At 55.7% G+C, this 25,893-nt stretch carries 23 protein-coding genes; 13 read left to right on the top strand and 10 right to left on the bottom strand.

The genetic code is table 11. The features are described from left to right. The first annotated feature begins 574 nt into the window (after positions 1-574). On the top strand, positions 575-1,873 hold the full coding sequence (locus tag NWP14_RS15350) for an MFS transporter (protein ID WP_346430869.1): 1,299 nt from the start codon (positions 575-577) through the stop codon (positions 1,871-1,873). A gap of 3 nt (positions 1,874-1,876) precedes the next feature. On the opposite strand, the gene NWP14_RS15345 is transcribed toward NWP14_RS15350, so the two are convergent. The 5 genes from NWP14_RS15345 to trxC form a co-directional block, all read right to left on the bottom strand. Beyond that, positions 1,877-2,200 (bottom strand): YfiM family lipoprotein, encoded by a 324-nt coding sequence (locus NWP14_RS15345; protein WP_095100144.1) that lies wholly within the window; start codon positions 2,198-2,200, stop codon positions 1,877-1,879. 42 nt (positions 2,201-2,242) lie between these two features. Next, positions 2,243-3,598 (bottom strand): CDP-diacylglycerol--serine O-phosphatidyltransferase, encoded by a 1,356-nt coding sequence (gene pssA / locus NWP14_RS15340; RefSeq protein WP_346432074.1) that lies wholly within the window; start codon positions 3,596-3,598, stop codon positions 2,243-2,245. 114 nt (positions 3,599-3,712) lie between these two features. Continuing rightward, positions 3,713-6,370 (bottom strand): protein lysine acetyltransferase, encoded by a 2,658-nt coding sequence (pat, locus tag NWP14_RS15335; RefSeq protein ID WP_375215604.1) that lies wholly within the window; start codon positions 6,368-6,370, stop codon positions 3,713-3,715. Between the two features lie 35 nt (positions 6,371-6,405). Next, a complete protein-coding gene (gene tapT, locus NWP14_RS15330; RefSeq protein WP_095100153.1) occupies positions 6,406-7,104 on the bottom strand; it encodes a tRNA-uridine aminocarboxypropyltransferase in 699 nt (232 codons plus the stop codon). A gap of 70 nt (positions 7,105-7,174) precedes the next feature. Further along, positions 7,175-7,600 carry a thioredoxin TrxC gene (trxC, locus tag NWP14_RS15325; RefSeq protein ID WP_095100156.1) on the bottom strand — a complete coding sequence of 142 codons (426 nt, stop codon included), beginning with the start codon at positions 7,598-7,600 and terminating at the stop codon, positions 7,175-7,177. Between the two features lie 203 nt (positions 7,601-7,803). Between trxC and NWP14_RS15320 the strand changes: the two genes are divergently transcribed. Next, positions 7,804-8,874 (top strand): tRNA/rRNA methyltransferase, encoded by a 1,071-nt coding sequence (locus NWP14_RS15320; RefSeq protein ID WP_375215603.1) that lies wholly within the window; start codon positions 7,804-7,806, stop codon positions 8,872-8,874. A gap of 80 nt (positions 8,875-8,954) precedes the next feature. Here NWP14_RS15320 and ung read toward each other — a convergent pair whose 3' ends face one another. Next, positions 8,955-9,644 (bottom strand): uracil-DNA glycosylase, encoded by a 690-nt coding sequence (ung, locus tag NWP14_RS15315; protein WP_095100162.1) that lies wholly within the window; start codon positions 9,642-9,644, stop codon positions 8,955-8,957. Positions 9,645-9,960: 316 nt separating this feature from the next. Between ung and grcA the strand changes: the two genes are divergently transcribed. Further along, on the top strand, positions 9,961-10,344 hold the full coding sequence (grcA, locus tag NWP14_RS15310) for an autonomous glycyl radical cofactor GrcA (RefSeq protein WP_076947771.1): 384 nt from the start codon (positions 9,961-9,963) through the stop codon (positions 10,342-10,344). Positions 10,345-10,398: 54 nt separating this feature from the next. On the opposite strand, the gene NWP14_RS15305 is transcribed toward grcA, so the two are convergent. Continuing rightward, on the bottom strand, positions 10,399-11,763 hold the full coding sequence (locus tag NWP14_RS15305) for a PTS transporter subunit EIIC (protein WP_375215602.1): 1,365 nt from the start codon (positions 11,761-11,763) through the stop codon (positions 10,399-10,401). A 273-nt stretch (positions 11,764-12,036) separates the two neighbouring features. Between NWP14_RS15305 and NWP14_RS15300 the strand changes: the two genes are divergently transcribed. After that, entirely contained in the window at positions 12,037-13,236 is a 1,200-nt protein-coding gene (locus NWP14_RS15300; protein ID WP_095100168.1) for an enolase C-terminal domain-like protein, read from the top strand. Here NWP14_RS15300 and NWP14_RS15295 read toward each other — a convergent pair whose 3' ends face one another. After that, positions 13,237-13,956 carry a GntR family transcriptional regulator gene (locus NWP14_RS15295; protein WP_375215601.1) on the bottom strand — a complete coding sequence of 240 codons (720 nt, stop codon included), beginning with the start codon at positions 13,954-13,956 and terminating at the stop codon, positions 13,237-13,239. It lies immediately after the preceding gene. 117 nt (positions 13,957-14,073) lie between these two features. After that, a complete protein-coding gene (srmB, locus tag NWP14_RS15290; RefSeq protein ID WP_346430875.1) occupies positions 14,074-15,399 on the bottom strand; it encodes an ATP-dependent RNA helicase SrmB in 1,326 nt (441 codons plus the stop codon). A gap of 130 nt (positions 15,400-15,529) precedes the next feature. Between srmB and NWP14_RS15285 the strand changes: the two genes are divergently transcribed. After that, positions 15,530-16,267 carry a tRNA1(Val) (adenine(37)-N6)-methyltransferase gene (locus tag NWP14_RS15285; RefSeq protein WP_375215600.1) on the top strand — a complete coding sequence of 246 codons (738 nt, stop codon included), beginning with the start codon at positions 15,530-15,532 and terminating at the stop codon, positions 16,265-16,267. Here the strand turns inward: NWP14_RS15285 and nadB are convergent. Beyond that, on the bottom strand, positions 16,252-17,871 hold the full coding sequence (gene nadB / locus NWP14_RS15280) for an L-aspartate oxidase (RefSeq protein WP_095100180.1): 1,620 nt from the start codon (positions 17,869-17,871) through the stop codon (positions 16,252-16,254). The genes NWP14_RS15285 and nadB overlap by 16 nt on opposite strands. A 420-nt stretch (positions 17,872-18,291) precedes the next feature. On the opposite strand from nadB, the gene rpoE reads away from it, so the two are divergent. The 8 genes from rpoE to era all read left to right on the top strand — a co-directional run bounded on the left by rpoE (position 18,292) and on the right by era (position 25,835). Continuing rightward, positions 18,292-18,867, top strand: coding sequence for an RNA polymerase sigma factor RpoE (gene rpoE, locus NWP14_RS15275; protein WP_041146760.1), 576 nt, complete (start codon positions 18,292-18,294; stop codon positions 18,865-18,867). 31 nt (positions 18,868-18,898) lie between these two features. Beyond that, on the top strand, positions 18,899-19,549 hold the full coding sequence (rseA, locus tag NWP14_RS15270) for an anti-sigma-E factor RseA (protein WP_041146759.1): 651 nt from the start codon (positions 18,899-18,901) through the stop codon (positions 19,547-19,549). After that, positions 19,549-20,505 (top strand): sigma-E factor regulatory protein RseB, encoded by a 957-nt coding sequence (rseB, locus tag NWP14_RS15265; RefSeq protein ID WP_375215599.1) that lies wholly within the window; start codon positions 19,549-19,551, stop codon positions 20,503-20,505. Before rseA ends, rseB begins: the two co-directional genes overlap by 1 nt. After that, positions 20,502-20,981 carry a SoxR-reducing system protein RseC gene (gene rseC / locus NWP14_RS15260; RefSeq protein WP_095100186.1) on the top strand — a complete coding sequence of 160 codons (480 nt, stop codon included), beginning with the start codon at positions 20,502-20,504 and terminating at the stop codon, positions 20,979-20,981. The genes rseB and rseC overlap by 4 nt, the downstream gene beginning before the upstream one ends. A gap of 186 nt (positions 20,982-21,167) precedes the next feature. Then, positions 21,168-22,967 carry a translation elongation factor 4 gene (gene lepA / locus NWP14_RS15255; RefSeq protein ID WP_095100189.1) on the top strand — a complete coding sequence of 600 codons (1,800 nt, stop codon included), beginning with the start codon at positions 21,168-21,170 and terminating at the stop codon, positions 22,965-22,967. Between the two features lie 16 nt (positions 22,968-22,983). Beyond that, positions 22,984-23,958 carry a signal peptidase I gene (gene lepB / locus NWP14_RS15250; RefSeq protein ID WP_095100192.1) on the top strand — a complete coding sequence of 325 codons (975 nt, stop codon included), beginning with the start codon at positions 22,984-22,986 and terminating at the stop codon, positions 23,956-23,958. Between the two features lie 294 nt (positions 23,959-24,252). Then, a complete protein-coding gene (gene rnc, locus NWP14_RS15245) occupies positions 24,253-24,933 on the top strand; it encodes a ribonuclease III (protein ID WP_041146753.1) in 681 nt (226 codons plus the stop codon). Beyond that, complete coding sequence (gene era, locus NWP14_RS15240; RefSeq protein ID WP_095100195.1) at positions 24,930-25,835, top strand: GTPase Era; 906 nt, start codon at positions 24,930-24,932, stop codon at positions 25,833-25,835. The genes rnc and era overlap by 4 nt, the downstream gene beginning before the upstream one ends. Positions 25,836-25,893: the final 58 nt, after the last annotated feature.

The raw sequence follows: 25,893 nt of genomic DNA, 5'->3' as shown, positions 1-25,893 counted from the left end.
ACGCCGTAGCGCCGATGGTAGTGTGGGGTCTCCCCATGTGAGAGTAGGGAACTGCCAGGCATCAAATAAAACGAAAGGCTCAGTCGAAAGACTGGGCCTTTTGTTTTATCTGTTGTTTGTCGGTAAGCGCACTCCTGAGGAGGACAAATTCGTCGGGAACGAATTTGCACAGCACGCCGTGCAGCCCGGAGGGTGGCGGGCAGGAGGCCCGGCATACAACGGCCCGGCATCAGACAGACGAAGAAACCTCATGCGCAGGCATGGGGTTTTTTTGTTATCTGCGGTTCAGGAAAAGCGGCGGGACGCCGCCCGGCGCGGGCGCTGCGCGCCGCGTTGAATAAACCTGCAGCTGCAACATAAAAGCCTACTGTAGCCACCTCATCACCATATTTCACTCTATCCCCGCTTCTGCTTTAGCGTTCATTCCGAATACCCGCATGACGAAAATAAATGTGACACAAATCACATATAAAAATATAACAATTATATAACATTTGTTTTACTAATTGATTTGTCTAAGTGACGTGGTACGCCCGACGAGACAGATTGCAGTCTTTGCTGGAGCAGAATAACAATGGTAGAAAGTAGTATTAACGAGCGGGGATCGCTGAAACACGCTGATACCCGCCGTCGCATATGGGCAATTGTTGGAGCATCTTCAGGGAATTTGGTCGAGTGGTTTGATTTTTATGTCTACTCATTCTGCTCTCTCTACTTTGCGCATATCTTTTTCCCTTCAGGAAACACCACTACCCAGTTACTACAAACCGCAGGCGTGTTTGCCGCCGGATTTCTGATGCGGCCAATTGGCGGATGGCTATTTGGCCGTATCGCCGATCGCCGTGGGCGTAAAACCTCGATGCTCATCTCGGTGTGCATGATGTGCATGGGGTCGTTGGTCATTGCCTGTTTGCCGGGCTACGAGACGATCGGCACCTGGGCGCCCGTACTCCTGCTGCTGGCCCGACTTTTCCAGGGCATCTCAGTCGGTGGTGAATACGGAACCAGCGCAACGTATATGAGTGAGGTTGCCGTTGAGGGTAAGAAAGGTTTCTATGCATCCTTCCAGTACGTAACGCTAATCGGCGGGCAGCTGCTGGCGGTGCTGGTCGTGGTGGCGCTGCAGCAAATTCTCAGCGATGAACAGCTGCATGCCTGGGGCTGGCGTATTCCTTTTGCTCTTGGCGCAGCGCTGGCGATAGTCGCCCTATGGCTCCGACGCCAGCTGGATGAAACGTCGCAGCAAGAGACCCGGGCGCTGAAAGAAGCGGGCTCCTTTAAAGGGCTATGGCGTAATCGCCGGGCGTTCATGATGGTGCTGGGCTTTACCGCCGCCGGTTCGCTAAGCTTTTACACCTTTACGACCTATATGCAGAAATACCTGGTCAATACCGCAGGTATGAACGCCAGTACGGCCAGCATGATTATGACCGCCGCTCTGTTTTTCTATATGCTGGCTCAGCCGCTATTTGGTGCGCTATCGGACAGGATTGGCCGCCGCACCTCAATGCTCTGTTTTGGCTCACTCGTGACCCTTTTTACCGTACCGATTTTGAGCGCATTACAAAGCGTGACGTCGCCATATGCCGCCTTCGCACTCGTTATGTGCGCCTTACTGATCGTCAGTTTCTATACCTCGATCAGCGGTATTTTGAAGGCGGAGATGTTCCCGGCACAGGTCCGCGCGCTAGGCGTTGGTTTATCTTATGCGGTCGCCAATGCGCTGTTCGGCGGCTCGGCTGAATATGTCGCATTGCTGTTAAAATCAGTCGGAACAGAACACGCGTTTTACTGGTATGTCACCGTCATGGGAGCGTTAGCTTTCTTCGTCTCCCTGATGCTGCACCGTAAGGGCAAGGGATTACGCCTGTAGATATTACTGATGCGCCAGCTGCCACACCGCGTAACCGGTCGTGGCGCCGGCCACGTCCCAGGCAAAATCTTTCCAGCTCCAGCCGCTCCCCGCCGGGCGGCTATCCCACAGCTCCTTCGAAGCGCCCAGGCTTACCGAAAACATAAAGCCGATGGCGGCGCTGCGATCGCGGCTGTAACCCTGATGCTGAGCGTATTCGTTACCCGCTGCGGAGAGCATGGCTGAGGCGATAAAATGCTGGGCCTTATCCTGGCCATGCCATGAATCATTGGCCATATGGCTACAGCCGGTCAGCAGCAGAGGAGCGATGATGATGACTTTACGCATAACGATCCCATAAAAAAGCCCCGGCGGAAGCGGGGCTGCAATTCAGAGAATACGGCTGATAAGCCGGTCGATACGGATGCGCCTCAAACGGCGAATCAGCTTACGCACTTTTACCGGATAATCGGCGATGCTTTGCAGGTCGCGATAGTGTTTCACCACCGTCGTATGCTGGCGAATCAGGTGCAGCTCTTTTTCACGCATCGCGCCAAGCTGGCGCTGCGGATCGTGAATAAGAATGGCATTTTCCAGATCGAGGCGCCACGCGCGCGGATTAAGATTATTGCCGGTCAGCAGCATCCATTCGTCATCAACCCACATGCCTTTCAGATGATAGCTGTTATCGTCATCTTTCCACAAACGCACAATCAGCTGGTCAGTGTTGACATAGTACTGCAGCCGGCTCAGGAAGCGGCGTAGGTTTATTTCATACAGATAGGGGAGCGCACCGATAATCTTAAACGGCTGATCTTCCGGAATATAGAAGTCGTTCGCCGTCTTATCGCCCACGATAATTTCTACGGTCTTTCCGCTGCGCAATAGCTGGATGATATTACGCACCAGCAGGGCAGGAAGGTTAAAGTACGGCGTGCAGATAGTCAGCTTCCGTTCAGCGCAGGGCATCAGATGGAAGATGGTTTTATTCAGCAGGCTTGATTTCCCGAGGCCGACCAGCGGCGTCACCGACAGCCGATCGTCGTCAGCATCGCCGACATAACGATAGCCGCTGTCCCGCAGTTCCTGGCGGTACTGACGGATATCATTTTTAATTTCCGGGCTTTTTGGACGATCGGGTCTGTCGAGGCGGTTCACGCCGCGGCCTTCGACCAGATTATGCTCAACCCAATCGAACATCACGTCGGCCATTTTGCCGTTGCGAATGCACTGATAGCGGTCGTAGCGATATTTGTCATGCTGATGAAGGTAAACATCATTCAGGCTGGCGCCGCTGTAAAGCACACAGTCATCAACGATGAAACCTTTAAAATGCAGTACGCCGAGCGCTTCGCGGGTATTCACCGGCACGCCGTAAACCGGGATATCAACGCCAGGATTTTCCTGCGCCATGCGGCAGTACCAGTCGGCGTTAGTGTTGGCTGCCGCAGCGCCAATGCGCCCGCGCTGGGCTCGGTGCCAGTCAACCAGGATGCGAACATCTAATTCTGGACGCTGGCGTTTAGCGTCATAGAGTGCCTGCAGAATTCCTTTGCCGCCATCATCTTGCTCCAGATAGAGCGCAATAATGCAAATACGCTGAGTGGCGTGAGCTATCTTTGCCAGTAACGCTTGCCGAAAATCTGCGGGAGCGTAAAAGAACTCGATATCATCAACTGACTGAGAAAGCTTAGGGAGTTGGGCAAGGTGTTGTTGATGTTTATTGCGCTTAAATTTTGACAACATCACAGTGCGTTTCTTCTCTGTTTATTGAAGGGTCTTCTGTACCATGCAGACGACGTAAGCGGGCAATAATAACATTACTACCCGCTAAAGTGGTCAACAATTGCGGCCGCCAGTTTATGATTGTTGCGCTGGAAATTGCAGGGACAAGCTGACAATCCCATCTTCCAGCTGAATATCCACCTTAAAACCAAGCTTTCTGGCAAGACCAATCATTCCCCGGTTATTGGGCATCGTGATCCCGTTCAAACGCTGCAAACCGTGGCTTTGCGTATAGGTAATCAGCTTTTCCAGCAGCCGGCGGCCTAAACCTAAACCCTTCAGGTCAGAGCGGACCAGGACGGCGAATTCTGCATCAATATTATCGGGATCGGAAATCGCGCGCGTGACGCCGAGGATCTCCTCTCCCTCTGCGGTCGCGCGTACGGCAACAAAGGCCATTTCTCGATCGTAGTCGATCTGCGTCATATTGGCTAAATCATCGTGAGTAAATTCATTGATCTCGCTGAAGTAGCGGTAATAGAGATCCTCTTTGGTCACCTGAGCAATAAAGGCCAGCAGCTGCGGTTCATCTTCAGGCAGAATCGGGCGGAACAGGCAGCGTTCGCCATTTTTCAACACCACCCACTCCTCCTGCTGCTGGGGATAAGGGCGTATTGCCAGGCGGCTTTCGCTATCGCCGGTAAACGGGGCAAGGCCTAGCGTCACGTCGAGCGCGGTAAACTCGTTGCCGGACGCCAGCAGAGGATGAATATCCAGACGCTGGATCTCCGGGCAGTCGACGATAAGGTTCGACACCTGAACCAGCAGCTGGCTTAAGCCGGAGATATCCAGCGGGCGCAGGGCGCTACGGCCACGGATCTTTTTGCTTTTGATCGCCTGGATCACCAGATAGCGGGCAAGGTTCATATTCAGCGGCGGCAGGGCGACGGCGGCCTGATCTTCCGCGCGCCATTCGACGCCGCCTTCACCCAGCATAATCAGCGGGCCGAAAACCGGATCCTGTTCAACGACCACCCGCAGCTCCTGCGCTCCGGCGCGATTCGCCATGCTCTGTACCAGCAGGCCATGAATGCGCGCCTGCGGCCAGGTCATTTTTACCCTGTCAAAAATGGCATCCGCCGCCTGCTGTACTTCGGCGGCGGTACGCAAATAGAGCATTACGCCCTGCACTTCCGACTTGTGCGGGATATCCGGTGAACGCAGCTTCAGGGCGACCGGATAGCCAATTTGCTCGGCGATGTGCACCGCCTCGGCGCTGTCGGCGGCAATCCACGTCGGTAGGGTATGGATACCATAGGCGTGTAGCACCGGGCTGACTTCATGGGTATCCAGGGTGGTTGCGCCTTCGGTTATTGCCTGCTGTAGCAGCGTATGGGCTTCCGCAGTATTGGCCGTGACCATATCCGAGAGCACCGGCGTTTCCCGCAGCTGCTTCTGGTTACGCCGATATTCCACCATATGCATAAAAGCGGTAATCGTGCCTTCCGGCGTACGATAGGTTGGCAGCCCCGCATCGCTGAACAGGCGTCGGGCCTCCTGAGAAGAGTATTCGCCGCACCAGTTCGTCAGCACCGTAACGTACTTGCCGCGCGGATGGTTTTTTAAGGCGTCAATCAGCGCCAGCGCGCTTTCGGTTCCCGGCGCGGCCGCGCTCGGCGAGTGAATGACCAGCAGGGCATCGTAATCCTGGCTATCCAGCAGCACGTTCAGCGCCTTGAGATAGTGCTCGCTGCTGGCATCGTCGCGCAGATCCAGCGGGTTAGCGATATCGATGCTACCCGGCAGCGCCTGACGCAGCCTGTCGCCGGTCTCGTCGCTTAGCGACGCAAGCTTGCCATTGCGCAGCCAAAGTTCGTCCAGCGCCAGCGCCGCAGGGGCCGCGCCGTTGCTGATAATCATTAATTTCTCGCCGCGCAGCGGGCGCATATGGCTCAGCGTCTCGACGGCGGAGAAGAGCTCATGGGTATCCTGCACCCGCAGCAGGCCCGCTCGCTGAATCGCGGCGTCCCAGGCCGGGTCCATACCTGAGTTTACGTGCAGCAGCTTTTGCGCCGCCGGGCTGCGTCCGCTTTTAATCACCAGGATCGGCTTATTGCGCGATGCGCTCCGGGCCGCAGAAACAAAGCGGCGGGCATCGCTGAGGTGTTCGAGATAGAGCAGAATGGCGCTGGTTTTGCTATCGCGGGCGAGGAAATCGAGCAGATCGTCAACGTCGATATCCAGGCTGTCGCCCAGCGCAATAAAGTATGAGAAACCCATTTCGCGCTGCTGCGCCCAGTCAAGAATGGTATTCGAAACCGCAGCGGACTGGGAGATAAACGCCAGCTTGCCTCGACGAATCGGGACCGGCGAAAAGCTGGCATTCAGCCCTTGCCAGGGTGCCAGCAGCCCGAGGCTGTTTGGGCCCAGTAGCCGCATCTGATAGCGGGCGGCATGCTCAAGCAGCGAGGGGTACTGCTCCGGCGGCGAGGAGAGAATAATGCAGGTTTTGCAGCCTTTTTTCCCCAGCGCCTCAAGCAGCTCAAGATTTCGCCGGGCGTTGGTGCAGAGAACGGCAAGATCGGGAGTAAACGGCAGGCTATCGATAGTCGGCCAGGCCAGCACGCCCTGTACGGCTTTCCACGCCGGAGTGACCGGCAGCACCGGGCCGTTAAAGCCCCCGGCCAGCAGGTTGCGCATCATCAGATAACCGGCACGCTGCGGTTTCATTGATGCGCCAATGACGGCGATCGATTTTGGCCGCAATAGTGCTTCCAGGCCTCGTTGGCTCATACCGGTCTCCTTTGATCCCCAGTGACCGGATGATTTTAAACGTTTTCTGCCTCTTGTGCTGTGATACTGCCCTTATGCTGCGTCTTTCCTGCCAGATAGCGGCTTCTGAACAGGCTAAAGTGATCGCCGAGCGCGAGCGCGGCGTTTGTGTCCCCGGCGAGATCCAGCAGGGCGATGGCCACTTCTGCCGTACAATACTGTCCCTCCGCGTGGGCCTCTCTCAGGCGATAGGCCGAGATACGCGAAAGATCGACGGAAATGACCGGCAGCGCGTCAAGCCAGGGACTCTTACGGAACATTTTCCGCGCCTCGGTCCATGTGCCATCGAGCATGATAAATAGCGGCGGCTTACCCGCAGGCGGCGAGCTCAGCACCTCACGTTCCGTTCCGGCATACGACGCCGGGAAAACGACTATTGGCTGGTAATCAGGATCGGCGACCAGATCGAGTAGCGCCTGCGGCGGCTCGGTTCGTGACCACTGAAATGCCTCGGTGTCCGGCAGGATATCCGCGATAAGGCGGCCGGTATTGCTTGGCTTCATCGGTTCAGTATCGAACATCACCAGGCAAAAACGGCTGGCCGCCGCCGCTGGCGCGAGGGTTGCGCACAGGCACTGCTTCAACGGCAGTAAACAGCGCTGGCAGCGGTGGATACGGTTACCGCGAGCAAGAAAAGGTCGGGTCGCGCGCGCGAGACGTTCGGCACGCAGGCGAAGAACGGCGTTATCAATCATGGGGGATCGCTAAGAGAAAACGCCATTGTCGCAGAGGTGAAAACGGGGCACAAGCGCTGCCCCGTCAGGTTTACTGCTGGTTGGCTTCGTTAAGCCAGCTGTCGAACGGCGCTTTTGGTACCGCTCCGTTCAGCATGTCGATGACTTCGCCGTTTTTAAAGATCATAATGGTCGGAATGCTGCGAATGCGAAAACGCGCGCTCAGCTCACGTTCAGCTTCGGTGTTGACCTTCACGAAGCGCATTTGGCCGCTGCGTTCTTCCGCAACGTCTTCAAAGATCGGGGCGAAATTACGGCAGGGTCCACACCACGGGGCCCAGAAATCGACAACAACCGGCAGATCGTCCTTCAGCAGTTTATCCAGCATTGCCCCGGTCGCGTTGATGACGTCGCCGTCAAAAAGATCGTGGCCGCAGCGTCCGCATTTAGCGCCATCGGCGCTACGATCGTCGGGGATGCGGTTCAGAGCCTGACAACTGGCACAAACGGTATTCATAACTAACCTCTGGTTATGGGTTGCAGCACGGCACGTGGCCGATTTGTATCTGTAATGTTACATATTATCGATTAGGTACCGCTAAACAACAATGCGTTTTGTTCGATGAATACGATAGACCCTATCTTTTAAACGAAATAATGGCGAAGCGGTGATACATCGGGTAATCTGCGCGCTTCGCGCAGCGCAGGTGGAGAAAATTGATGAGCGACGAACTGAAAAATAAAAGCGGCAAGGTCAAAGTGATGTATGTCCGCAGTGATGATGATTCTGACAGACGCACCCATAACCCGCGTACCGGGAAAGGGGGAGGGCGCCCAGGAAAATCTCGTGTTGACGGCCGTAGCCGCCCTGCCCGCGATGAAAGAAACAGCCGCGGCGACGACCGCAAACGTGACGATCGTAAACGCGATGATTTCGATCGTGAAGGGGGTTCCCCGTGGCGTACAGTTTCACGTGCTCCGAATGATGAAACGGCAGCAAAACCGGATCACGGCGGGATCAGCGGTAAAAGCTTTATCGATCCGGAAGTACTGCGTCGTCAGCGTGCGGAAGAGACCCGCGTGTACGGCGAAAATGCCTGCCAGGCACTTTTCCAGAGCCGCCCGGACGCTATCGTTCGCGCCTGGTTCGTGCAAAGCGTCACCCCGCGTTTTAAAGAAGCCCTGCGCTGGATGGCGGCCAACCGTAAAGCCTATCACGTGGTTGACGAAGCCGAGCTGGCGAAAGCGTCCGGCACTGAGCACCACGGCGGAGTTTGCTTCCTGATTAAGAAACGTAACGGGACTTCCGTTGCGCAGTGGGTCGCTAAGGCCGATGCTGAAGACTGCATCCTGGCGCTTGAAGACGTCGGCAACCCGCACAATCTTGGCGCAATCATGCGTAGCTGCGCTCACTTCGGCGTGAAGGGCGTGGTGGTTCAGGATGCCGGCATGCTGGAGTCCGGTGCGGCCATCCGTACCGCAGAGGGCGGCGCCGAGCACGTAGAGCCGATTACCGGCGATAGCTTCCTCGGCACTCTGGAGCAGTTCCGCGCGGCTGGCTACGCGATTGTTTCTACCTCCAGCCACAACGGGACGCCGCTCTACAAAGCCGAGCTGCCGAAGAAAATGGTCCTGGCGTTAGGACAGGAGCGTGATGGCTTGTCTGATGCGACGATCTCCAGCGCGGATCTGAACGTGGCTATCGAAGGCACCGGCAACGTGGAAAGCCTGAACGTCTCCGTCGCGACCGGCGTTCTGCTGGCCGAATGGTGGCGCCAGAACAAGGCCTGATGCCTGACCTGCCTGAAAAAATGCCAGCGTAATGCTGGCATTTTTGTATTTGCGCTTAGCGTAACGGGCGAGTAACCCGATTACTTCCCGGCGGCCGGTAAGGTCGGCATCCAGTCAATCGGCGCTTCGCCGCGTTCGGCCAGCCACTGGTTGGCCTGGACAAAATGGTTGCTGCCGAAAAAGCCCCGGTGGGCGGAGAGCGGAGACGGATGCGGCGCCTTCAGCACGCAGTGGCGCTGGCGGTCGATGATGGCACCTTTCTTCTGCGCGTGCGCGCCCCACAGTAAAAACACAACTCCTTCCCGATGCTCATTGATCAGCGCAATAACCTTATCGGTAAAGGTTTCCCAGCCAAGACTGGCATGAGAATGCGCCTGCCCCGCGCGCACCGTTAATACCGTGTTGAGCAGCAGCACGCCCTGACGCGCCCAGCTTTCGAGATAACCATGCTCCGGACGGCTGAATCCAGGAATGGTCCCCTCCAGCTCTTTATACATATTTAACAGAGACGGCGGAGTCTGGATACCCGGCAGCACGGAAAAGGCCAGACCGTGCGCCTGCCCTGGCCCGTGATAGGGGTCCTGCCCGAGGATAACCACTTTTACATCCCCAATTTCGGTGTAGCGGAAGGCGTTGAAAATATCTTTTTGCGGCGGATAAATCGTGATGCCCGACTGGCGCTCTTCGGCGACGGTTTTCAGGGTATTCACAAAATAGGGCTGTAGCTTCTCTTCCGCCAGCACGTCGTGCCAGGTCAGTGGGGTGGTCATCTTGCTCTCCTGCAAAGTGGTATCGCTATAGCTTAACTGCTTCTTTCTGCATAACAAAATCGGCGCCGCTTTGCTGACGTTTTTTCTGCAAAAATAGTTGAAAATTTACAAAATTATTTGGCATCCGTTATGGCGTAACTTGATGTAAAACAATAATATCCCTTCATACCCACTTTTAATTAGTGGTTTTTGTTGATTTAAGTCAATGAATGCCGGGTGTTCGGCTGATATATATACACTCATACAACAATGGTTTTACCAATTGGCCATGAACGGGCCAACAGAACGAATAAATATTGCCTAAGGGAGGCATCACATGATTACAGGTATCCAAATTACTAAAGCTGCAAACGACGACCTGCTGAACTCTTTCTGGCTGCTGGATAGCGAAAAAGGTGAAGCGCGTTGCCTGTGTGCAAAAGGTGGTTTTGCTGAAGATGACGTGGTTGCGGTGAATAAGCTCGGCGAAATCGAATACCGTGAGATCCCGCTCGACGTTAAACCGGAAGTCCGCGTTGAAGGCGGCCAGCACCTGAACGTTAACGTCCTGCGTCGTGAAACGCTGATGGATGCGGTTGAACATCCGGAGAAATACCCGCAGCTGACCATCCGCGTATCGGGCTATGCGGTACGTTTTAACTCTCTGACGCCAGAGCAGCAGCGCGACGTCATCGCGCGTACTTTCACTGAAAGTCTGTAAGCGTTAGCAAAAACCCCCGGTTCAATCGAGCCGGGGGTTTTTTATTATGTCGGGCTACGGTTCCCGTCTCACCAGCAGCGTGGTGAGCGTGAACGACAATATTATGGCGATAGCCACGCCTGACAGCGCAAAGATAAAGTAGGGGCCGATGTAAGCCGGCAGGCTAAAAATGCTTGATAAAATATAGCCATACAGCCGCACGCCGAAGAAAGCGATAAAGGCCGAGGCCAGCGAACTGGCAATGGTTGCCGCGACGAACGCTTTTTTATAGCGCGTTAAGACGCCAAACAGGGCGGGCTCGGTGATCCCAAGCAGCGCTGAAATTGCCGCGGACAGCGTCACCGTACGCTCCTGCCGGTTTTTGCTTACGCGCCAGATAGCAAAGGTCGCGCCCGCTATCGACATATTTGCCATAAACATCATTGGCATCAGCATGTCGTAACCGCGATCGCTGAAGTTTTGCAGGGCAATGGGCGTCATGGCATGATGCATGCCCGTCAGGATCGCGACCGGGCGGATGGCGCCCACAACCAGCCCGGCAAAGCCCGCGGATATCCCGAACAGGCCTTCAATAAACCACGCCAGCGCTTTGCCAAGCCAAATGCCAACCGGACCAATAACCACCAGCGCCGCCAGCGCGCCGAGAAACAGCGCCAGCGTCGGCGTGAAAACGGTTTTCAGCACCTCGGGCATAATGCGATCGACCCAGGCGTAGATATATTTCAGCGCCAGCACGGAGAAAATAACCGGGATCACGCTGGATGCGTAGTTGAACACGGGGATGGGAACGGCGTTAAGCAGCCACAGCGCGGAAGCCGCCCCCTCGTGATGGGCCGCCAGCGCCTTCGCGGCGTCAATCAGGGTTGGATACATCAGGCAGGCGGCAACGGCGACGGCCAGATACTCGTTGGTCTTAAAGATCTTTGCCGCCGAGACGGCAAGGAAAAAGGGCAGGAAATAGAATACGCCGCTGGCGATAAGGTCGATGATCATTACGCTGTCGCTATTTTGCGGTACCGCTTTCAACGCGATCAGTCCGGCCAGCAGGCCCTTTATCATCCCGGCGCCGGCAATGGCCGGCACGATCGGGCCAAAAACGCCCGAGACGGTATCCATAAACAGCGACACCAGCCCCTTACGCTGGCGGGGCTTTTCGGCAGCCTCTTCGCCGACGGTACCTAATGCCGCGAGCAGGCGTTCATACCAGCTATTAACCTTCGGCCCGATGATAATTTGAAACTGATCGCTCTGCAGCTGCGCGCCGAGCACGCCGGGCAGTTTCTTAATCTCTTCTTTTTCTACTTTGTTATCATCAATTAAATCAAAGCGTAATCGGGTCATACAGTGCCAGACGTTATTAATATTTTTTTTTCCGCCAATCAGCAAAATAATTCTGCTGATTACATCTTGCGTCTCCATACCGGCTCCTGAAGCAATGTGTTGTGCTGTTTACGTCGTGAAATGGTAAATAAGCCGATTTATAAAAACAAACCAATAAAATATGAGTTTAGTCACAAATAACCGCTGTTATAGGCCGTATTGGCAGTGTTTATCTAAATTGGTCCGGTTTTTAATGAAATTAAATCTGTTTTACGAACCAAAATTTTATTAAATAAAAAGGTTTACCTTGCGTAATAAATAGGGCGAAGATAATTGGCATCACCTTTTATTTTTGCCGCAGGGAGCCTTGCCGTGAACGCTACGCTAATTACTGATATTGAGTGTTTTATCACCCGTCCCGATCGTCATAACCTGGTCACGGTACGCGTGACCACCGACAAAGGTACCGTCGGCCACGGCTGCGCGACTTTCCAGCAGCGTCCGCTGGCGGTCAAAACGATGGTTGATGAATACCTCAAGCCGCTGCTGCTTGGCCGTGATGCGAACAATATCGAAGACCTCTGGCAGATGATGAACGTCAACGCCTACTGGCGAAACGGGCCGGTAATGAATAACGCCATTGCCGGCGTTGATATGGCGCTTTGGGATATCAAAGCCCAGCTGGCGGGAATGCCGCTGTACCAGCTTTTTGGCGGCAAATCGCGTGATGCTATCCCGGCTTACGCCCACGCTAGCGGTGAGACGCCCGAGGCGTTGTTTATATCCGTTGAGCGTCTGCTGGAGGAGGGCTATCGCCACATCCGCTGCCAGCTGGGCTTTTACGGCGGCACTGCGCAGGCGATGCATACGCCGGAGAACCCGACGCCGGGCGCCTATTACGACCAGGATGAGTACATCAGGAATACGGTGGAGATGTTCCGGCTGCTGAGAGCGCGCTACGGACACCGTTTTCATATCCTCCATGACGTCCACGAACGGCTCTTCCCGCAGCAGGCGCTGCAGCTGGCGAAGCAGCTCGAGCCCTATCAGCCGTGGTTTATTGAGGATATTTTAGCGCCGCAGCAGAGCGCATGGCTGGCGCAGATCCGCCAGCAAAGCGCAATTCCGCTCGCGATGGGGGAGCTGTTTAATAATCCGGCTGAATGGCATGACCTGATTGTTAACCGGCAGATTGATTTTATCCGCTGCCATATTTCCCAGATTGGCGGGATTACGCCGGCCCTGAAGCTGGCGGTGCTGTGTCAGGCATTCGGCGTGCGCGTGGCGTGGCACGGGCCCGGCGATATGACGCCAATTGGGGTTGCGGTCAATACCCACCTGAATATCTACCTCAATAATGCCGCAATCCAGGAGTTTATACCGCGTTCTGCCGCTACTGATGCGGTATTCCCCGGAGCGCCCGGCGTCAATAACGGGTTTATCTATCCACCAACGGCGGCAGGGATTGGCGTCGGCTTTAACCAACAGCTGGCGCAGACGTATCCTGTTGTCTATCGTCCGCACGAATGGACGCAGAGCCGCCTGCCTGACGGCACGATCCATACGCCATAATTAGTCCGAGGGCGCCTGGCGGAAGGTTAAGCTGTCGCGATTATGCGGAATAACGTAGGTGCAGGAGTAGTTGATATCGATGATATCGCTGATTTCATACACCTGCCCGCCGTCGAGAATTCCTCGATTGTTAATATGCATGGCCGGAATGCCTTTTTTGCAGCCCAGCAGGGCGGCCTGTTCCCGGCTGACGCTCACCGCCTGATAGGTGGTGAGCAAATGTGAAATTTGATAGCCCTTGGAAAGTACGTACTGCTGCAGCGAGCGTTCGATCACCTCCCGGCTAAGATCGGCAAAGGCGGCGGCCGGCATCCGCGAAATCTCAATCTGCACCGCTACGTCATCAACGAAGCGCAGGCGGCAAAATTGCCAGATAAACTCCTCATCCGTTATGCCGAAAATCTGCTGCTCCTCACGGTCGGGGCGCTTTTTATGCAGGCTGATTGTCCGATAGCGCATCCGATCGAAACGCTTTTCGGTGATGGAGTTATACACCAGCGGGTTGTTGCTCATTCGCTCGTTTATCCAAATCCCTGAGCCCTGCACGATACGTATGACGCCGATGTCAGAGAGTTTTTCCAGCGCCTGGCGAATGGTAAACCGTGAGACGCCATACTCCTCCGCCAGCCGGCGTTCAGGCGGGAGCTTGCGGGGGCCGGGGTCATTGTGCTGGTAGATTTTGCTGAGCAGATCCTGGGTGACGAAATCTTTTTTTTTCATGATGATGAATTCCTGACTCGCCGGCACAAGGGGGAACGCCCGATATCACTCCCCGCGGCGCTGTCGCCAGCGGACGTAAATGCAAAAACGCCGGGATATCCCGGCGTCCTTGTACTCTTAGCTCGACTGCTGCGGCGTATCGCTGCCGCTCGGCTTACGACGCTTGCCGATATTTTTAGCATCGCGGTGACGTTTCTTCACGCGCGGCTTTTCTTTATCTTCTTTTTTCTTCTCTGCGCGTTTAGCCAGCACTTTCTTTGAAGGTTTACCGGTCTGCTTCTCGCTCGGTGCGCGGGTTGACGGGCGCAGTTCGTCGATAACACGTGCCTTCAGCGGCTCGTCAATGTAGCGACCGATTTTACCCAGCAGCAGGTGGTCATGGGCTTCAACCAGAGAAATAGCAACGCCTTTCTTCCCGGCACGACCGGTTCGACCGATACGGTGCAGGTAGGTATCCGCGGTGCGCGGCATATCGAAGTTGAAGACGTGGCTAACGTCCGGAATATCGATCCCGCGCGCGGCGACATCGGTGGCAATCAGCACGTTCATGCGGCCATCGGTCATGCGCTTAATCGCTTCGTTACGCTTGGCCTGAACCATTTCGCCTTCCAGCCAGCAGGTGTTGATACCGGCTTCGCGCAGCCAGGATGCCAGCTCATGAACGCGCTCGCGCTTACGCACAAAGACGATAGAACGGGTGGCGTCCGGCTGTTTCAGCAGGTTTATCAGCAGAGCGGTTTTATGCTTAACGTCATCGGCGCGGTAGTACCACTGATGGATTTTCTTCCGCTCGCGGGTAGAAGGAGAGGCGGACACTTCCACCGGCTCTTCCAGCAGACGCTCGGCAAAATCTTTGATGGCATCGCCTTCGAGGGTCGCGGAGAACAGCATTGTCTGCTTGCGCCAGCGGGTTTCACCGGCAATATGTTCGATATCCTGAGCGAAGCCCAAATCCAACATCCGGTCCGCTTCATCGAGGATCAGCGTTTCTACGGCGCGGCAGTCGAAGTTTTCTTCTTTAATATACTGCAGCAGACGCCCGGTGGTGGCGACCACGATATCCTGGTTTTCGCTGAACACTTCCGCGTGGTTCATGTACGCGACGCCGCCGGTGATGGTGGCGATATCGAGATGCGTGTGCGCTGCCAGTTCGCGGGCATGGTCAGCAACCTGCATCGCCAGCTCGCGGGTCGGCGTCAGGATCAGAATACGCGGAGGCCCTGACTTCTTGCGCGGGAAATCAAGCAGGTGCTGCAACGCTGGCAGCAGATACGCCGCTGTTTTACCGGTGCCGGTCGGGGCTGAACCGAGAATGTCACGGCCATCGAGCGCAGGCGGAATAGCGGCGGCCTGAATGGCTGTCGGGCGTGTGAAACCTTTTTCCTGGAGGGCTTCCAGCAGGTTTTCGTCGAGTTCAAGTTCGGAAAAAGTCGTTACAGTCATTATCTACCTCTGAGTGGACCGACGATTATAGACGTTACGGGCATAATGTTCATCTGTTTGTAAGGCTATCTGTTCTCCGGTATTGTGCATAGCCTTAAGCTCAGGAGTTTTCGCCCGCAAGGTTGTCAGGATGTCTCAGTCGAAGTTTGCGCTGCCGCGCAATGGTTTTACGTTTAAACAATTCTTTGTCGCTCACGACCGTTGCGCAATGAAAGTTGGCACCGACGGCATTTTGCTCGGCGCGTGGGCGCCGATTGCTCAGGTTAAACACGTGCTGGATATCGGTACCGGCAGCGGCCTGCTGGCCCTGATGCTGGCTCAGCGTACCGGGGAGCTGGTGGCGTTGGATGCGGTTGAGCTGGATGAAGATGCGGCAGATCAGGCGAGGGAAAACGCCGCGGCTTCTCCCTGGTCCACCCGCATCCAGGTGCATCAAGCCGATATTCAGCAGTGGCAGCCGCCGCAAACCCGACGCTATGAGCTGATTGTCAGTAATCCGCCTTTTTTTGCTGAAGGCGTGCCCTGCGCAACATCGCAGCGCGAACAGGCGCGATATACGACCACGCTCGATCACGTGACGCTATTAAGCTGTGCCGCAGAGTGTATCACAGAAGAGGGCTTTTTCTGCGTGGTGCTGCCGGTGGATATTGGCGATACCTTTGCCCGGCGCGCGCAAACGATGGGTTGGCATCTGCGTTTACGCACCGACGTGGCGGAAACGGAAATGCGCGCGCCGCATCGGGTGCTCCTTGCCTTCTCGCCGACGGCAGGGGAGTGCTTCAGTGACAGGCTGATTATCCGTGGGCCAGAGCAGCAATACTCCGAGGGGTTTACCGCGCTGACCCAGGACTTTTATCTCTTTATGTGAGTTTCCGGCACGAGAACCGACGGCCCGCTGTCCGGCAGCAGATCCGGGTAGTCCAGCGTATAGTGCAGGCCGCGGCTCTCTTTGCGCAGCATCGCGCAGCGTACAATCAGCTCGGCAACCTGTACCAGGTTACGCAACTCCAGCAGGTTGTTGGAGACGCGGAAGCGGGCATAGTATTCGTCGAGCTCCTGCTGCAGCATGGTAATGCGCCGCAGGGCGCGCTCCAGGCGACGGGTCGTGCGCACAATCCCGACGTAGTCCCACATCAGCAGGCGCAGCTCATGCCAGTTGTGCTGGATAACGACCAGCTCATCGGGGATTTCAACCTGGCTCTCGTCCCAGGCCGGCAGATCGGTAACCGCCCGGGCCTGAGGCATGATGCGCAGGATATCTTCGGCGGCCGACCAGCCGTAGACCAGACATTCGAGCAGCGAGTTGGATGCCATGCGGTTGGCGCCGTGAAGCCCGGTGTAGCTGACTTCGCCGATAGCATACAGCCCCTCGACATCGGTCCGACCGTTATCGTCGACCATCACTCCGCCGCAGGTGTAATGCGCCGCCGGCACGATAGGGACCGGTTCTTTCGTCAGGTCGATACCGAGACCGAGTAATTTCTCGTAGATCATCGGGAAGTGTTGACGGATAAAGGCTTCGGGCTTATGGCTGATATCAAGATACATGCAGTCAACGCCGAGACGCTTCATTTCATGGTCAATGGCGCGGGCGACAATGTCGCGCGGAGCCAGCTCGCCGCGGGCGTCAAAATCGGGCATAAAGCGTGAACCGTCCGGACGTTTCAGATGGGCGCCTTCACCGCGCAGCGCTTCGGTCAGCAGGAAATTGCGCGCCTGCGGATGGTACAACGCGGTAGGGTGGAACTGATTGAACTCAAGGTTGGCGACGCGACAGCCCGCCCGCCAGGCCATAGCAATGCCGTCGCCGGATGAAACGTCCGGGTTAGTGGTGTATTGATACACCTTGGCCGCGCCGCCGGTTGCCAGAACAACGGCTTTCGCCCCCCAGGTCTCGACCTTTTCTTTATTACGGTTCCAGATCCACGCGCCGACGACCCGACGAGCGCCGGGCAGGCCAATCTTGTCTGAAATAATCAGATCGACGGCATTGCTGCGTTCGAGCACGCGGATATTGGGGTGTGAAAGCGCCTGGCTGACCAGGGTGGTTTCCACCGCTTTACCGGTGGCATCGGCGGCATGGAGAATGCGGCGATGGCTGTGGCCGCCTTCACGCGTCAGGTGATAGCTCTCCTCGCCGTTGGCCTGGACCTGGGTATCGAACAGCACTCCCTGATCGATAAGCCACTGCACGCAGGGTTTGGCGTTACTCGCCACGAAGGAAACGGCGTGACGATCGCAAAGGCCCGCTCCGGCGATCAGCGTATCCTCCACGTGAGATTCGATGCTGTCCGTTTCATCAAAGACGGCGGCAATGCCGCCCTGCGCATAGAGGGTGGAGCCTTCGCTGATCGGGCCTTTGCTCAGTACGGTGACCGAACTGTGCTCCGCTAAACGCAAGGCAAGAGATAAACCGGCAGCGCCGCTGCCAATAATCAATACATCACAGGAGAACTCAGGAGTTGTATTCATGGCCTTTGTTTAATTTACTAAACACGATTGAGCCACAATAGCACCAGGTCGTGATGAATCGTACATTTTTTTTACCGTTAGTTGTGGCAACTAAACATTCGGCGCTAAACCGGCGGGAGCAAAACGAAAGAAAATATTTGCGAAGCAGATCGTTAGCTTCAGATTTTATAGTGAAATATAAACCGTGTTACGTTACCCTTCTCGCGGACCTTACGCTTTTTCCTCATCATCTTATCTGCGGCTGAGTAACGGGACATATAATGAGAGATAACAAATCGTCCGCCGTTGCCAGACAAAAATCAAAGGCGTAACGGAACTTTATTGTTTTCAGGTACTCCAACGATTGCTTGCTCATAATGCAGTGATTGGGTAGTGCTTTGAAGACTCATGGGAATTAGGTTTGGGGAGACATTACCTCGGATGAGCGAGCAGTTAACGGATCAGGTCCTCGTCGAACGGGTCCAGAAAGGAGATCAGAAAGCGTTTAACCTGCTGGTGGTGCGCTATCAGCATAAGGTCGCGAGCCTGGTCTCCCGCTACGTGCCGCAGGGCGATATTCCTGACGTTGTTCAGGAGTCGTTCGTAAAAGCATGGCGTGCCCTGGATTCTTTCCGGGGGGATAGCGCTTTTTATACCTGGTTATATCGTATCGCCGTAAACACGGCGAAGAATTATCTGGTTGCTCAGGGTCGTCGCCCACCGTCCAGCGATGTCGATGCCAATGAGGCAGAAAACTTCGAAAGCGGCGGGGCGCTGAAAGAAATTTCGAACCCTGAGAACTTAATGTTGTCAGAAGAACTGAGACAAATAGTTTTTCGTACCATTGAATCGCTCCCGGAAGATTTACGCATGGCAATTACGTTACGGGAGCTTGATGGCCTAAGCTATGAAGAGATAGCCGCTATCATGGATTGTCCGGTAGGGACGGTACGTTCGCGTATATTCCGGGCACGAGAAGCTATTGATAATAAAGTTCAACCGCTAATCAGGCGTTGACGATAGCGGAATACTGAAAAGGGTATCAGGCATGCAGAAAGAAAAACTTTCGGCCTTAATGGATGGTGAAACGCTGGATAACGAACTGCTTAATGAGCTGAGCGGTTCTTCTGAAATGCAAAAGACCTGGGAGAGCTACCATCTCATCCGCGATTCGCTGAGAGGCGACACCGCTGAGATGCTCCACTTTGATATCTCAGCTCGCGTGATGGCCGCCATTGAAAACGAGCCCGTTCGCCAGACGGTGCCGCTAATTCCTGAATCTCAGCCGGCACCGCACCAGTGGCGTCAGATGCCTTTCTGGCAGAAAGTGCGTCCGTGGGCCAGTTCGCTTACTCAGATGGGCGTTGCCGCGTGCGTATCTCTTGCTGTTATCGTCGGCGTCCAGCAGTATAATGGGCAAACCGAATCATCTCAGCAGCCTGAAGCACCGGTGTTTAATACCATGCCGATGATGGGTAAAGCGAGTCCGGTGAGCCTGGGCGTACCGGCAGATGCATCCGCAGGAACCGGCCAACAGGTGCAGGTCCAGGAGCAGCGTCGTCGTATTAATGCCATGCTGCAGGACTATGAATTACAGCGTCGCCTGCATGCCGAACAGCTTCAGTTTGGTCAAGCCCAGACTCAGCAGGCCGCCGTTCAGGTACCGGGTTATCAAACTTTAGGAACGCAATCGCAGTAATGAAGCAACTTTGGTGTGCCATGTCGCTCATGGCAGGCAGCCTGTTCTTCTCTGTCAACGCCTCGGCTGATACCTCTTCCGGGGCGTTGTTGCAGCAAATGAACCTGGCTAGCCAGTCCCTCAATTATGAGCTGTCTTTCGTCAGTATCAACAAACAGGGCGTTGAGTCGCTGCGTTATCGTCACGCACGGCTGAACAATCAACCTCTCGCTCAGCTTCTACAGCTCGATGGCCCCCGTCGTGAGGTTGTGCTGCGCGGTAACGAAATCAGCTATTTTGAGCCTGGGCTCGACCCGTTCACCTTGAACGGTGACTACATCGTTGATTCCCTGCCTTCACTGGCCTATACCGATTTCAAACGTCTGGCGGCATACTACGACTTCATCTCCGTGGGGCGCACGCGTATTGCCGATCGCCTGTGCGAAGTGATCCGCGTGGTGGCGAGAGACGGAACGCGCTATAGCTATATCGTCTGGCTGGATGCGGAGACCCGGCTGCCGATGCGGGTCGATCTGCTCGATCGCGATGGCGAAACTCTGGAACAGTTCCGGGTTGTGTCCTTTAGCGTTGGCGATAAGGTAAGCAGCAGCATGGAGACCCTGGCGAAGGCTAATTTGCCTCCGCAGCTGTCGGTGCCGGAAGGCGGCGATAAAGCTAACTTCAACTGGGCGCCGGCCTGGCTACCGCAGGGCGTCTCCGAGATATCCAGCAGCCAGCGCCGTCTGCCAACCTTCGATGGCCCGGTGGAATCTCGCCTCTATTCGGACGGACTGTTTAGCTTCTCGATTAACGTGAATCGCGCGACGGCAAACAGCAGCGATCAGCTGCTGCGCACCGGGCGTCGTACCGTGAGTTCGACGGTACGCGACGGCGCGGAGATTACCGTGGTGGGCGAACTGCCGCCGCAAACGGCTAAGCGCATTGCCGACAGCATCAAATTTAAGGCCGTACAATGATTAAAGAGTGGGCGACCGTCGTTTCCTGGCACAACGGAATGGCGCAGGTGCACTGCGATGTCAAAGCGTCCTGCAGCAGCTGCGCCTCTCGAGCCGGCTGCGGTAGCCGGGTGCTGAATAAGCTGGGACCGCAAACCAGCCACACTATCAGCGTGCCCAGCGCACAGCCGCTGAGCGCCGGGCAAAAAGTGGAGCTCGGCATCGCGGAAAGCAGCTTATTAGGCTCTGCGCTCTTAGTGTATATGGCGCCGCTGTTTGGACTGTTTGTGATGGCATCCATCTTCCAGGTGCTGTTCTCTAATGATTTTGCCTCCCTCTGCGGCGCGATACTCGGCGGCGTCGGCGGATTCCTGGTTGCGCGCGGGCTGTCCCCCGGTCTGGCCGCTCGCCAGTCGTGGCAGCCGATCATCATTAGCGTGGGTTTAGCGCCCGATTTAGTCCGTATTGAGACACCCTCTTCAGAAGCAGGCCAGTGATTCCACTGGCCTTTATTTTTTATTTACCATTCTCGTAAGATCCCGCCATTTACTCCGGTTATGCTAGCTGTAAGAGCATTTCCTGGTTTCACGGATGTAGTGTAGAATGCGGCGTTTTCGGATTAAAAAACGTCAGGCACAGAACAGCGGCCTCATGATACGCGTAAGGCATAATTAACTCTAAATATGAAGAATATACGTAACTTTTCAATCATCGCCCACATTGACCACGGTAAGTCTACGTTGTCTGACCGTATCATCCAGATTTGCGGTGGCCTTTCCGATCGTGAAATGGAAGCCCAGGTACTGGATTCCATGGATCTTGAGCGTGAGCGCGGCATCACCATTAAGGCGCAAAGCGTCACCCTGGATTATAAGGCCACCAACGGTGAGACCTACCAGCTGAACTTTATCGACACCCCGGGACACGTCGACTTCTCCTATGAAGTTTCGCGTTCTCTGGCCGCCTGCGAAGGCGCGCTGCTGGTTGTCGATGCCGGTCAAGGGGTGGAAGCCCAGACGCTGGCAAACTGCTATACCGCGATGGAAATGGACCTGGAAGTTGTGCCGGTCCTCAACAAAATCGACCTGCCTGCGGCCGATCCGGAACGTGTGGCGGAAGAAATTGAAGACATCGTCGGTATCGACGCCGCCGATGCGGTTCGCTGCTCGGCGAAGACCGGCGTAGGCGTTCCGGATGTACTGGAGCGTCTGGTGCGCGACATTCCGCCGCCGGAAGGTGATCCGGACGCTCCGCTGCAGGCGCTGATCATCGACTCCTGGTTCGACAACTACCTCGGCGTCGTCTCGCTGGTGCGTATTAAAAACGGCACCATGCGCAAGGGCGACAAGATTAAGGTTATCAGTACCGGACAGGTTTATAACGCCGATCGCCTCGGTATCTTTACGCCGAAGCAGGTCGATCGTACCGAGCTGAAGTGCGGCGAAGTTGGCTGGTTGGTGTGCGCGATTAAAGACATCCTCGGCGCGCCGGTGGGCGATACCCTGACCACTTCCCGTAACCCGGCTGACAAAGCGCTGCCTGGTTTCAAAAAGGTCAAACCGCAGGTGTACGCAGGCCTGTTCCCGGTTAGCTCTGACGATTACGAAAGCTTCCGCGATGCGCTGGGCAAACTGAGCCTCAACGACGCCTCTCTGTTCTATGAACCAGAAAGCTCGACGGCGCTGGGCTTTGGTTTCCGCTGCGGCTTCCTCGGCCTGCTGCACATGGAGATCATCCAGGAGCGTCTGGAGCGCGAATACGATCTGGACCTGATTACCACGGCGCCAACGGTGGTCTACGAAGTCGAGACGACGGCGAAAGAGGTCATCTACGTCGACAGCCCGTCCAAGCTGCCGCCGCTGAATAACATTCAGGAGCTGCGCGAGCCTATTGCGGAGTGCCATATGCTGCTGCCGCAGGAGTACCTCGGCAACGTCATCACCCTGTGCATTGAGAAGCGCGGCGTGCAGACCAACATGGTTTACCACGGTAAACAGGTTGCGCTGACCTATGAAATCCCGATGGCGGAAGTGGTTCTCGACTTCTTCGATCGCCTGAAGTCAACTTCTCGCGGCTACGCGTCGCTGGACTACAACTTCAAGCGCTTCCAGGCCTCCAACATGGTGCGCGTAGATGTGCTGATCAACAGCGAGCGCGTCGATGCGCTGGCGCTGATCACCCACAATGATAACGCCCCGTACCGCGGTCGCGAGCTGGTGGAGAAGATGAAAGAGCTGATCCCTCGTCAGCAGTTCGATATCGCGATTCAGGCGGCAATCGGCAACCACATTATCGCCCGTGCTACCGTTAAGCAGCTGCGTAAAAACGTCCTGGCGAAATGCTATGGCGGCGACGTGAGCCGTAAGAAGAAGCTGCTGCAGAAGCAGAAAGACGGTAAGAAGCGAATGAAGCAAGTAGGCAACGTTGAGCTGCCGCAGGAAGCGTTCCTCGCCATTCTGCACGTGGGTAAAGACGGAAAATAACCATTAAGGAGTTGGCATGGCGAACATGTTTGCCCTGATCCTGGTGATCGCAACCCTGGTGACGGGGCTTTTATGGTGTCTGGATAAGTTTATCTTCGCACCGAAGCGCCGCGCAGGTCAGGCCGCAGCTCAGGCGGCGACCGGCGAAGGGCTTGATAAAACGACGCTGAAGAAAGTCGGCCCGAAACCGGGCTGGCTGGAAACGGGGGCCTCGGTGTTCCCGGTGCTGGCCATCGTGCTGGTGGTGCGTTCATTTATTTACGAACCCTTCCAGATCCCGTCAGGCTCAATGATGCCGACGCTGCTGATCGGTGATTTTATTCTGGTAGAGAAGTTTGCTTACGGGATTAAAGATCCTATCTACCAGAAAACGCTGATCGAGACCGGGCATCCGAAGCGTGGCGATATCGTGGTGTTTAAATACCCGGAAGATCCGCGCCTTGACTACATCAAGCGGGCGGTGGGTTTACCGGGTGATAAAGTCACCTACGATCCGCTGACTAAGCAGGTCACTATCCAGCCGGGATGCAGTTCCGGACAGGCGTGCGGCAACGCGCTGCCGGTCACTTACTCCAACGTTGAGCCGAGCGATTTCGTCCAGACTTTCTCGCGCAGCAACGGCGGTGAAGCGACCAGCGGCTTCTGGCAGCTGCCGAAGGGCGAGAGCAAGGCTGACGGTATCCGTCTGACCGAACGCAAAGAGACGCTGGGTGACGTTACCCATCGGATTCTGACCGTGCCGATTGCTCAGGATCAGGTAGGTATGTACTACCACCAGTCCGGTCTGCCGCTGGCGACCTGGATTGTGCCGCCGGGCCACTATTTCATGATGGGCGACAACCGCGATAATAGCGCGGACAGCCGCTACTGGGGCTTTGTGCCGGAAGCAAACCTGGTGGGTAAAGCCACGGCCATCTGGATGAGCTTCGAAAAACAGGAAGGCGAGTGGCCGACCGGCGTACGTTTATCGCGCATCGGCAGCATCCACTAATTTTCCTGACCGATTCACGCTGCCGCCGCAATATCGGCAGCGTGAATTATTTAATATTTAAATCCATCCAAACTAACGACATCCCTTGTCGTTGCGTATAGAATATCCCCCCGAAGTTTTGGTTGTCTCTCGTAAGAGTGACACTGCACACGAAACCGCGTTGGTTGTTTATACTCTCAATAATTTGGGTTGCAGAAAGGCGACAAGCAAGCGCGCATGCAACGTGAAGTTGGCGAGAGTGCTCAGGTCGGTTTCGTGTGCTGCATTTTTGACGCATTCATTTATTGGTAACGCATGAACCCCATCGTAATTAATCGGCTTCAACGGAAGCTGGGCTACACTTTTAATCATCAGGAGCTGTTGCAACAGGCATTAACTCACCGCAGTGCCAGCAGCAAACACAATGAGCGCCTGGAATTCTTAGGCGACTCTATTTTGAGTTTTGTGATCGCGAATGCGCTCTACCATCGCTTCCCTCGGGTTGACGAAGGCGATATGAGCCGTATGCGCGCGACGCTGGTACGGGGCAACACGCTGGCGGAAATCGCTCGCGAGTTTGAGCTGGGTGAGTGCCTGCGTCTGGGGCCGGGTGAATTGAAAAGCGGTGGCTTCCGTCGCGAATCGATTCTGGCAGATACCGTTGAAGCGTTAATTGGCGGAGTCTTCCTCGACAGCGATATCCAGAATATCGAACGCCTGATCCTCTCCTGGTACCAAACTCGTCTGGACGAAATTAGCCCGGGCGATAAGCAAAAAGATCCGAAGACCCGCCTGCAGGAATATCTGCAGGGTCGCCACTTGCCGCTGCCATCTTATTTGGTTGTCCAGGTGCGCGGGGAAGCACACGATCAGGAATTTACTATCCACTGCCAGGTTAGCGGCCTGAGTGAACCGGTGGTCGGCACGGGTTCCAGCCGTCGCAAGGCGGAGCAGGCTGCCGCCGAACAGGCGCTGAAAAAGCTGGAGCTGGAATGAGCGAAGAAAAAAGTTATTGCGGGTTTGTTGCCATCGTTGGCCGCCCGAACGTGGGTAAATCCACGCTGTTGAACAAGCTGCTTGGGCAGAAGATTTCTATTACTTCGCGTAAAGCGCAGACCACCCGTCACCGCATCGTCGGTATCCATACCGAAGGGCCGTATCAGGCAATCTACGTTGATACCCCGGGCCTGCATATGGAAGAGAAGCGGGCGATTAACCGCCTGATGAACAAAGCGGCGAGCAGCTCGATTGGCGACGTTGAGCTGGTGATCTTCGTTGTTGAAGGCACCCGCTGGACCGCCGACGACGAAATGGTGCTGGGCAAGCTGCGCGACGCCAGGGCGCCGGTTATTCTTGCGGTGAACAAAGTCGATAACGTGCAGGAAAAGGCCGATCTGCTGCCGCACCTGCAGTTCCTGGCAAGCCAGATGAACTTCCTCGATATCGTGCCGATTTCCGCAGAAACCGGGACCAACGTCGATACTATCGCCGGGATCGTGCGTAAACATCTGCCGGAAGCGATTCATCACTTCCCGGAAGATTACATCACCGATCGTTCCCAGCGCTTTATGGCTTCTGAAATCATCCGTGAGAAGCTGATGCGCTTCCTCGGGGCCGAGCTGCCGTACTCCGTAACGGTAGAGATCGAGCGTTTCCAGACCAACGAACGCGGCGGTTATGATATTAACGGCCTGATCCTGGTTGAGCGTGAAGGGCAGAAGAAGATGGTTATTGGTAACAAAGGTGCCAAAATCAAAACCATCGGTATTGAAGCGCGTAAAGACATGCAGGATATGTTCGAAGCGCCGGTTCACCTCGAACTGTGGGTGAAGGTGAAATCCGGCTGGGCCGACGACGAGCGCGCGCTGCGCAGCCTCGGTTACGTTGACGATCTCTGAGTTTGATACTCTATGGCTTTCGAGGTGCAGGCAGGCGGCAGGACCGCGAGTCCCCGGG

This window comes from Klebsiella sp. C349492 (assembly GCF_042055345.1).
GTDB lineage: Bacteria > Pseudomonadota > Gammaproteobacteria > Enterobacterales > Enterobacteriaceae > Klebsiella > Klebsiella scottii.
Note: the sequence above shows the minus strand (reverse complement) of the source record. Positions and strands in the feature narration are given on the sequence as shown.

What these genes read in the sequence shown, in the direction of transcription:
- rnc (WP_041146753.1), top strand. Translation starts at nt 24,253, where the DNA reads ATGAACCCCATCGTAATTAATCGGCTTCAACGGAAGCTGGGCTACACT.
- NWP14_RS15305 (WP_375215602.1), bottom strand. Translation starts at nt 11,763, where the DNA reads ATGGAGACGCAAGATGTAATCAGCAGAATTATTTTGCTGATTGGCGGA.
- rseC (WP_095100186.1), top strand. Translation starts at nt 20,502, where the DNA reads ATGATTAAAGAGTGGGCGACCGTCGTTTCCTGGCACAACGGAATGGCG.
- ung (WP_095100162.1), bottom strand. Translation starts at nt 9,644, where the DNA reads ATGACCACCCCACTGACCTGGCACGACGTGCTGGCGGAAGAGAAGCTA.
- NWP14_RS15345 (WP_095100144.1), bottom strand. Translation starts at nt 2,200, where the DNA reads ATGCGTAAAGTCATCATCATCGCTCCTCTGCTGCTGACCGGCTGTAGC.
- rseA (WP_041146759.1), top strand. Translation starts at nt 18,899, where the DNA reads ATGCAGAAAGAAAAACTTTCGGCCTTAATGGATGGTGAAACGCTGGAT.
- era (WP_095100195.1), top strand. Translation starts at nt 24,930, where the DNA reads ATGAGCGAAGAAAAAAGTTATTGCGGGTTTGTTGCCATCGTTGGCCGC.
- NWP14_RS15350 (WP_346430869.1), top strand. Translation starts at nt 575, where the DNA reads ATGGTAGAAAGTAGTATTAACGAGCGGGGATCGCTGAAACACGCTGAT.
- lepB (WP_095100192.1), top strand. Translation starts at nt 22,984, where the DNA reads ATGGCGAACATGTTTGCCCTGATCCTGGTGATCGCAACCCTGGTGACG.
- tapT (WP_095100153.1), bottom strand. Translation starts at nt 7,104, where the DNA reads ATGATTGATAACGCCGTTCTTCGCCTGCGTGCCGAACGTCTCGCGCGC.
- rpoE (WP_041146760.1), top strand. Translation starts at nt 18,292, where the DNA reads ATGAGCGAGCAGTTAACGGATCAGGTCCTCGTCGAACGGGTCCAGAAA.
- pssA (WP_346432074.1), bottom strand. Translation starts at nt 3,598, where the DNA reads ATGTTGTCAAAATTTAAGCGCAATAAACATCAACAACACCTTGCCCAA.
- NWP14_RS15285 (WP_375215600.1), top strand. Translation starts at nt 15,530, where the DNA reads ATGTCTCAGTCGAAGTTTGCGCTGCCGCGCAATGGTTTTACGTTTAAA.
- srmB (WP_346430875.1), bottom strand. Translation starts at nt 15,399, where the DNA reads ATGACTGTAACGACTTTTTCCGAACTTGAACTCGACGAAAACCTGCTG.
- pat (WP_375215604.1), bottom strand. Translation starts at nt 6,370, where the DNA reads ATGAGCCAACGAGGCCTGGAAGCACTATTGCGGCCAAAATCGATCGCC.
- grcA (WP_076947771.1), top strand. Translation starts at nt 9,961, where the DNA reads ATGATTACAGGTATCCAAATTACTAAAGCTGCAAACGACGACCTGCTG.
- NWP14_RS15320 (WP_375215603.1), top strand. Translation starts at nt 7,804, where the DNA reads ATGAGCGACGAACTGAAAAATAAAAGCGGCAAGGTCAAAGTGATGTAT.
- nadB (WP_095100180.1), bottom strand. Translation starts at nt 17,871, where the DNA reads ATGAATACAACTCCTGAGTTCTCCTGTGATGTATTGATTATTGGCAGC.
- trxC (WP_095100156.1), bottom strand. Translation starts at nt 7,600, where the DNA reads ATGAATACCGTTTGTGCCAGTTGTCAGGCTCTGAACCGCATCCCCGAC.
- lepA (WP_095100189.1), top strand. Translation starts at nt 21,168, where the DNA reads ATGAAGAATATACGTAACTTTTCAATCATCGCCCACATTGACCACGGT.
- NWP14_RS15295 (WP_375215601.1), bottom strand. Translation starts at nt 13,956, where the DNA reads ATGAAAAAAAAAGATTTCGTCACCCAGGATCTGCTCAGCAAAATCTAC.
- rseB (WP_375215599.1), top strand. Translation starts at nt 19,549, where the DNA reads ATGAAGCAACTTTGGTGTGCCATGTCGCTCATGGCAGGCAGCCTGTTC.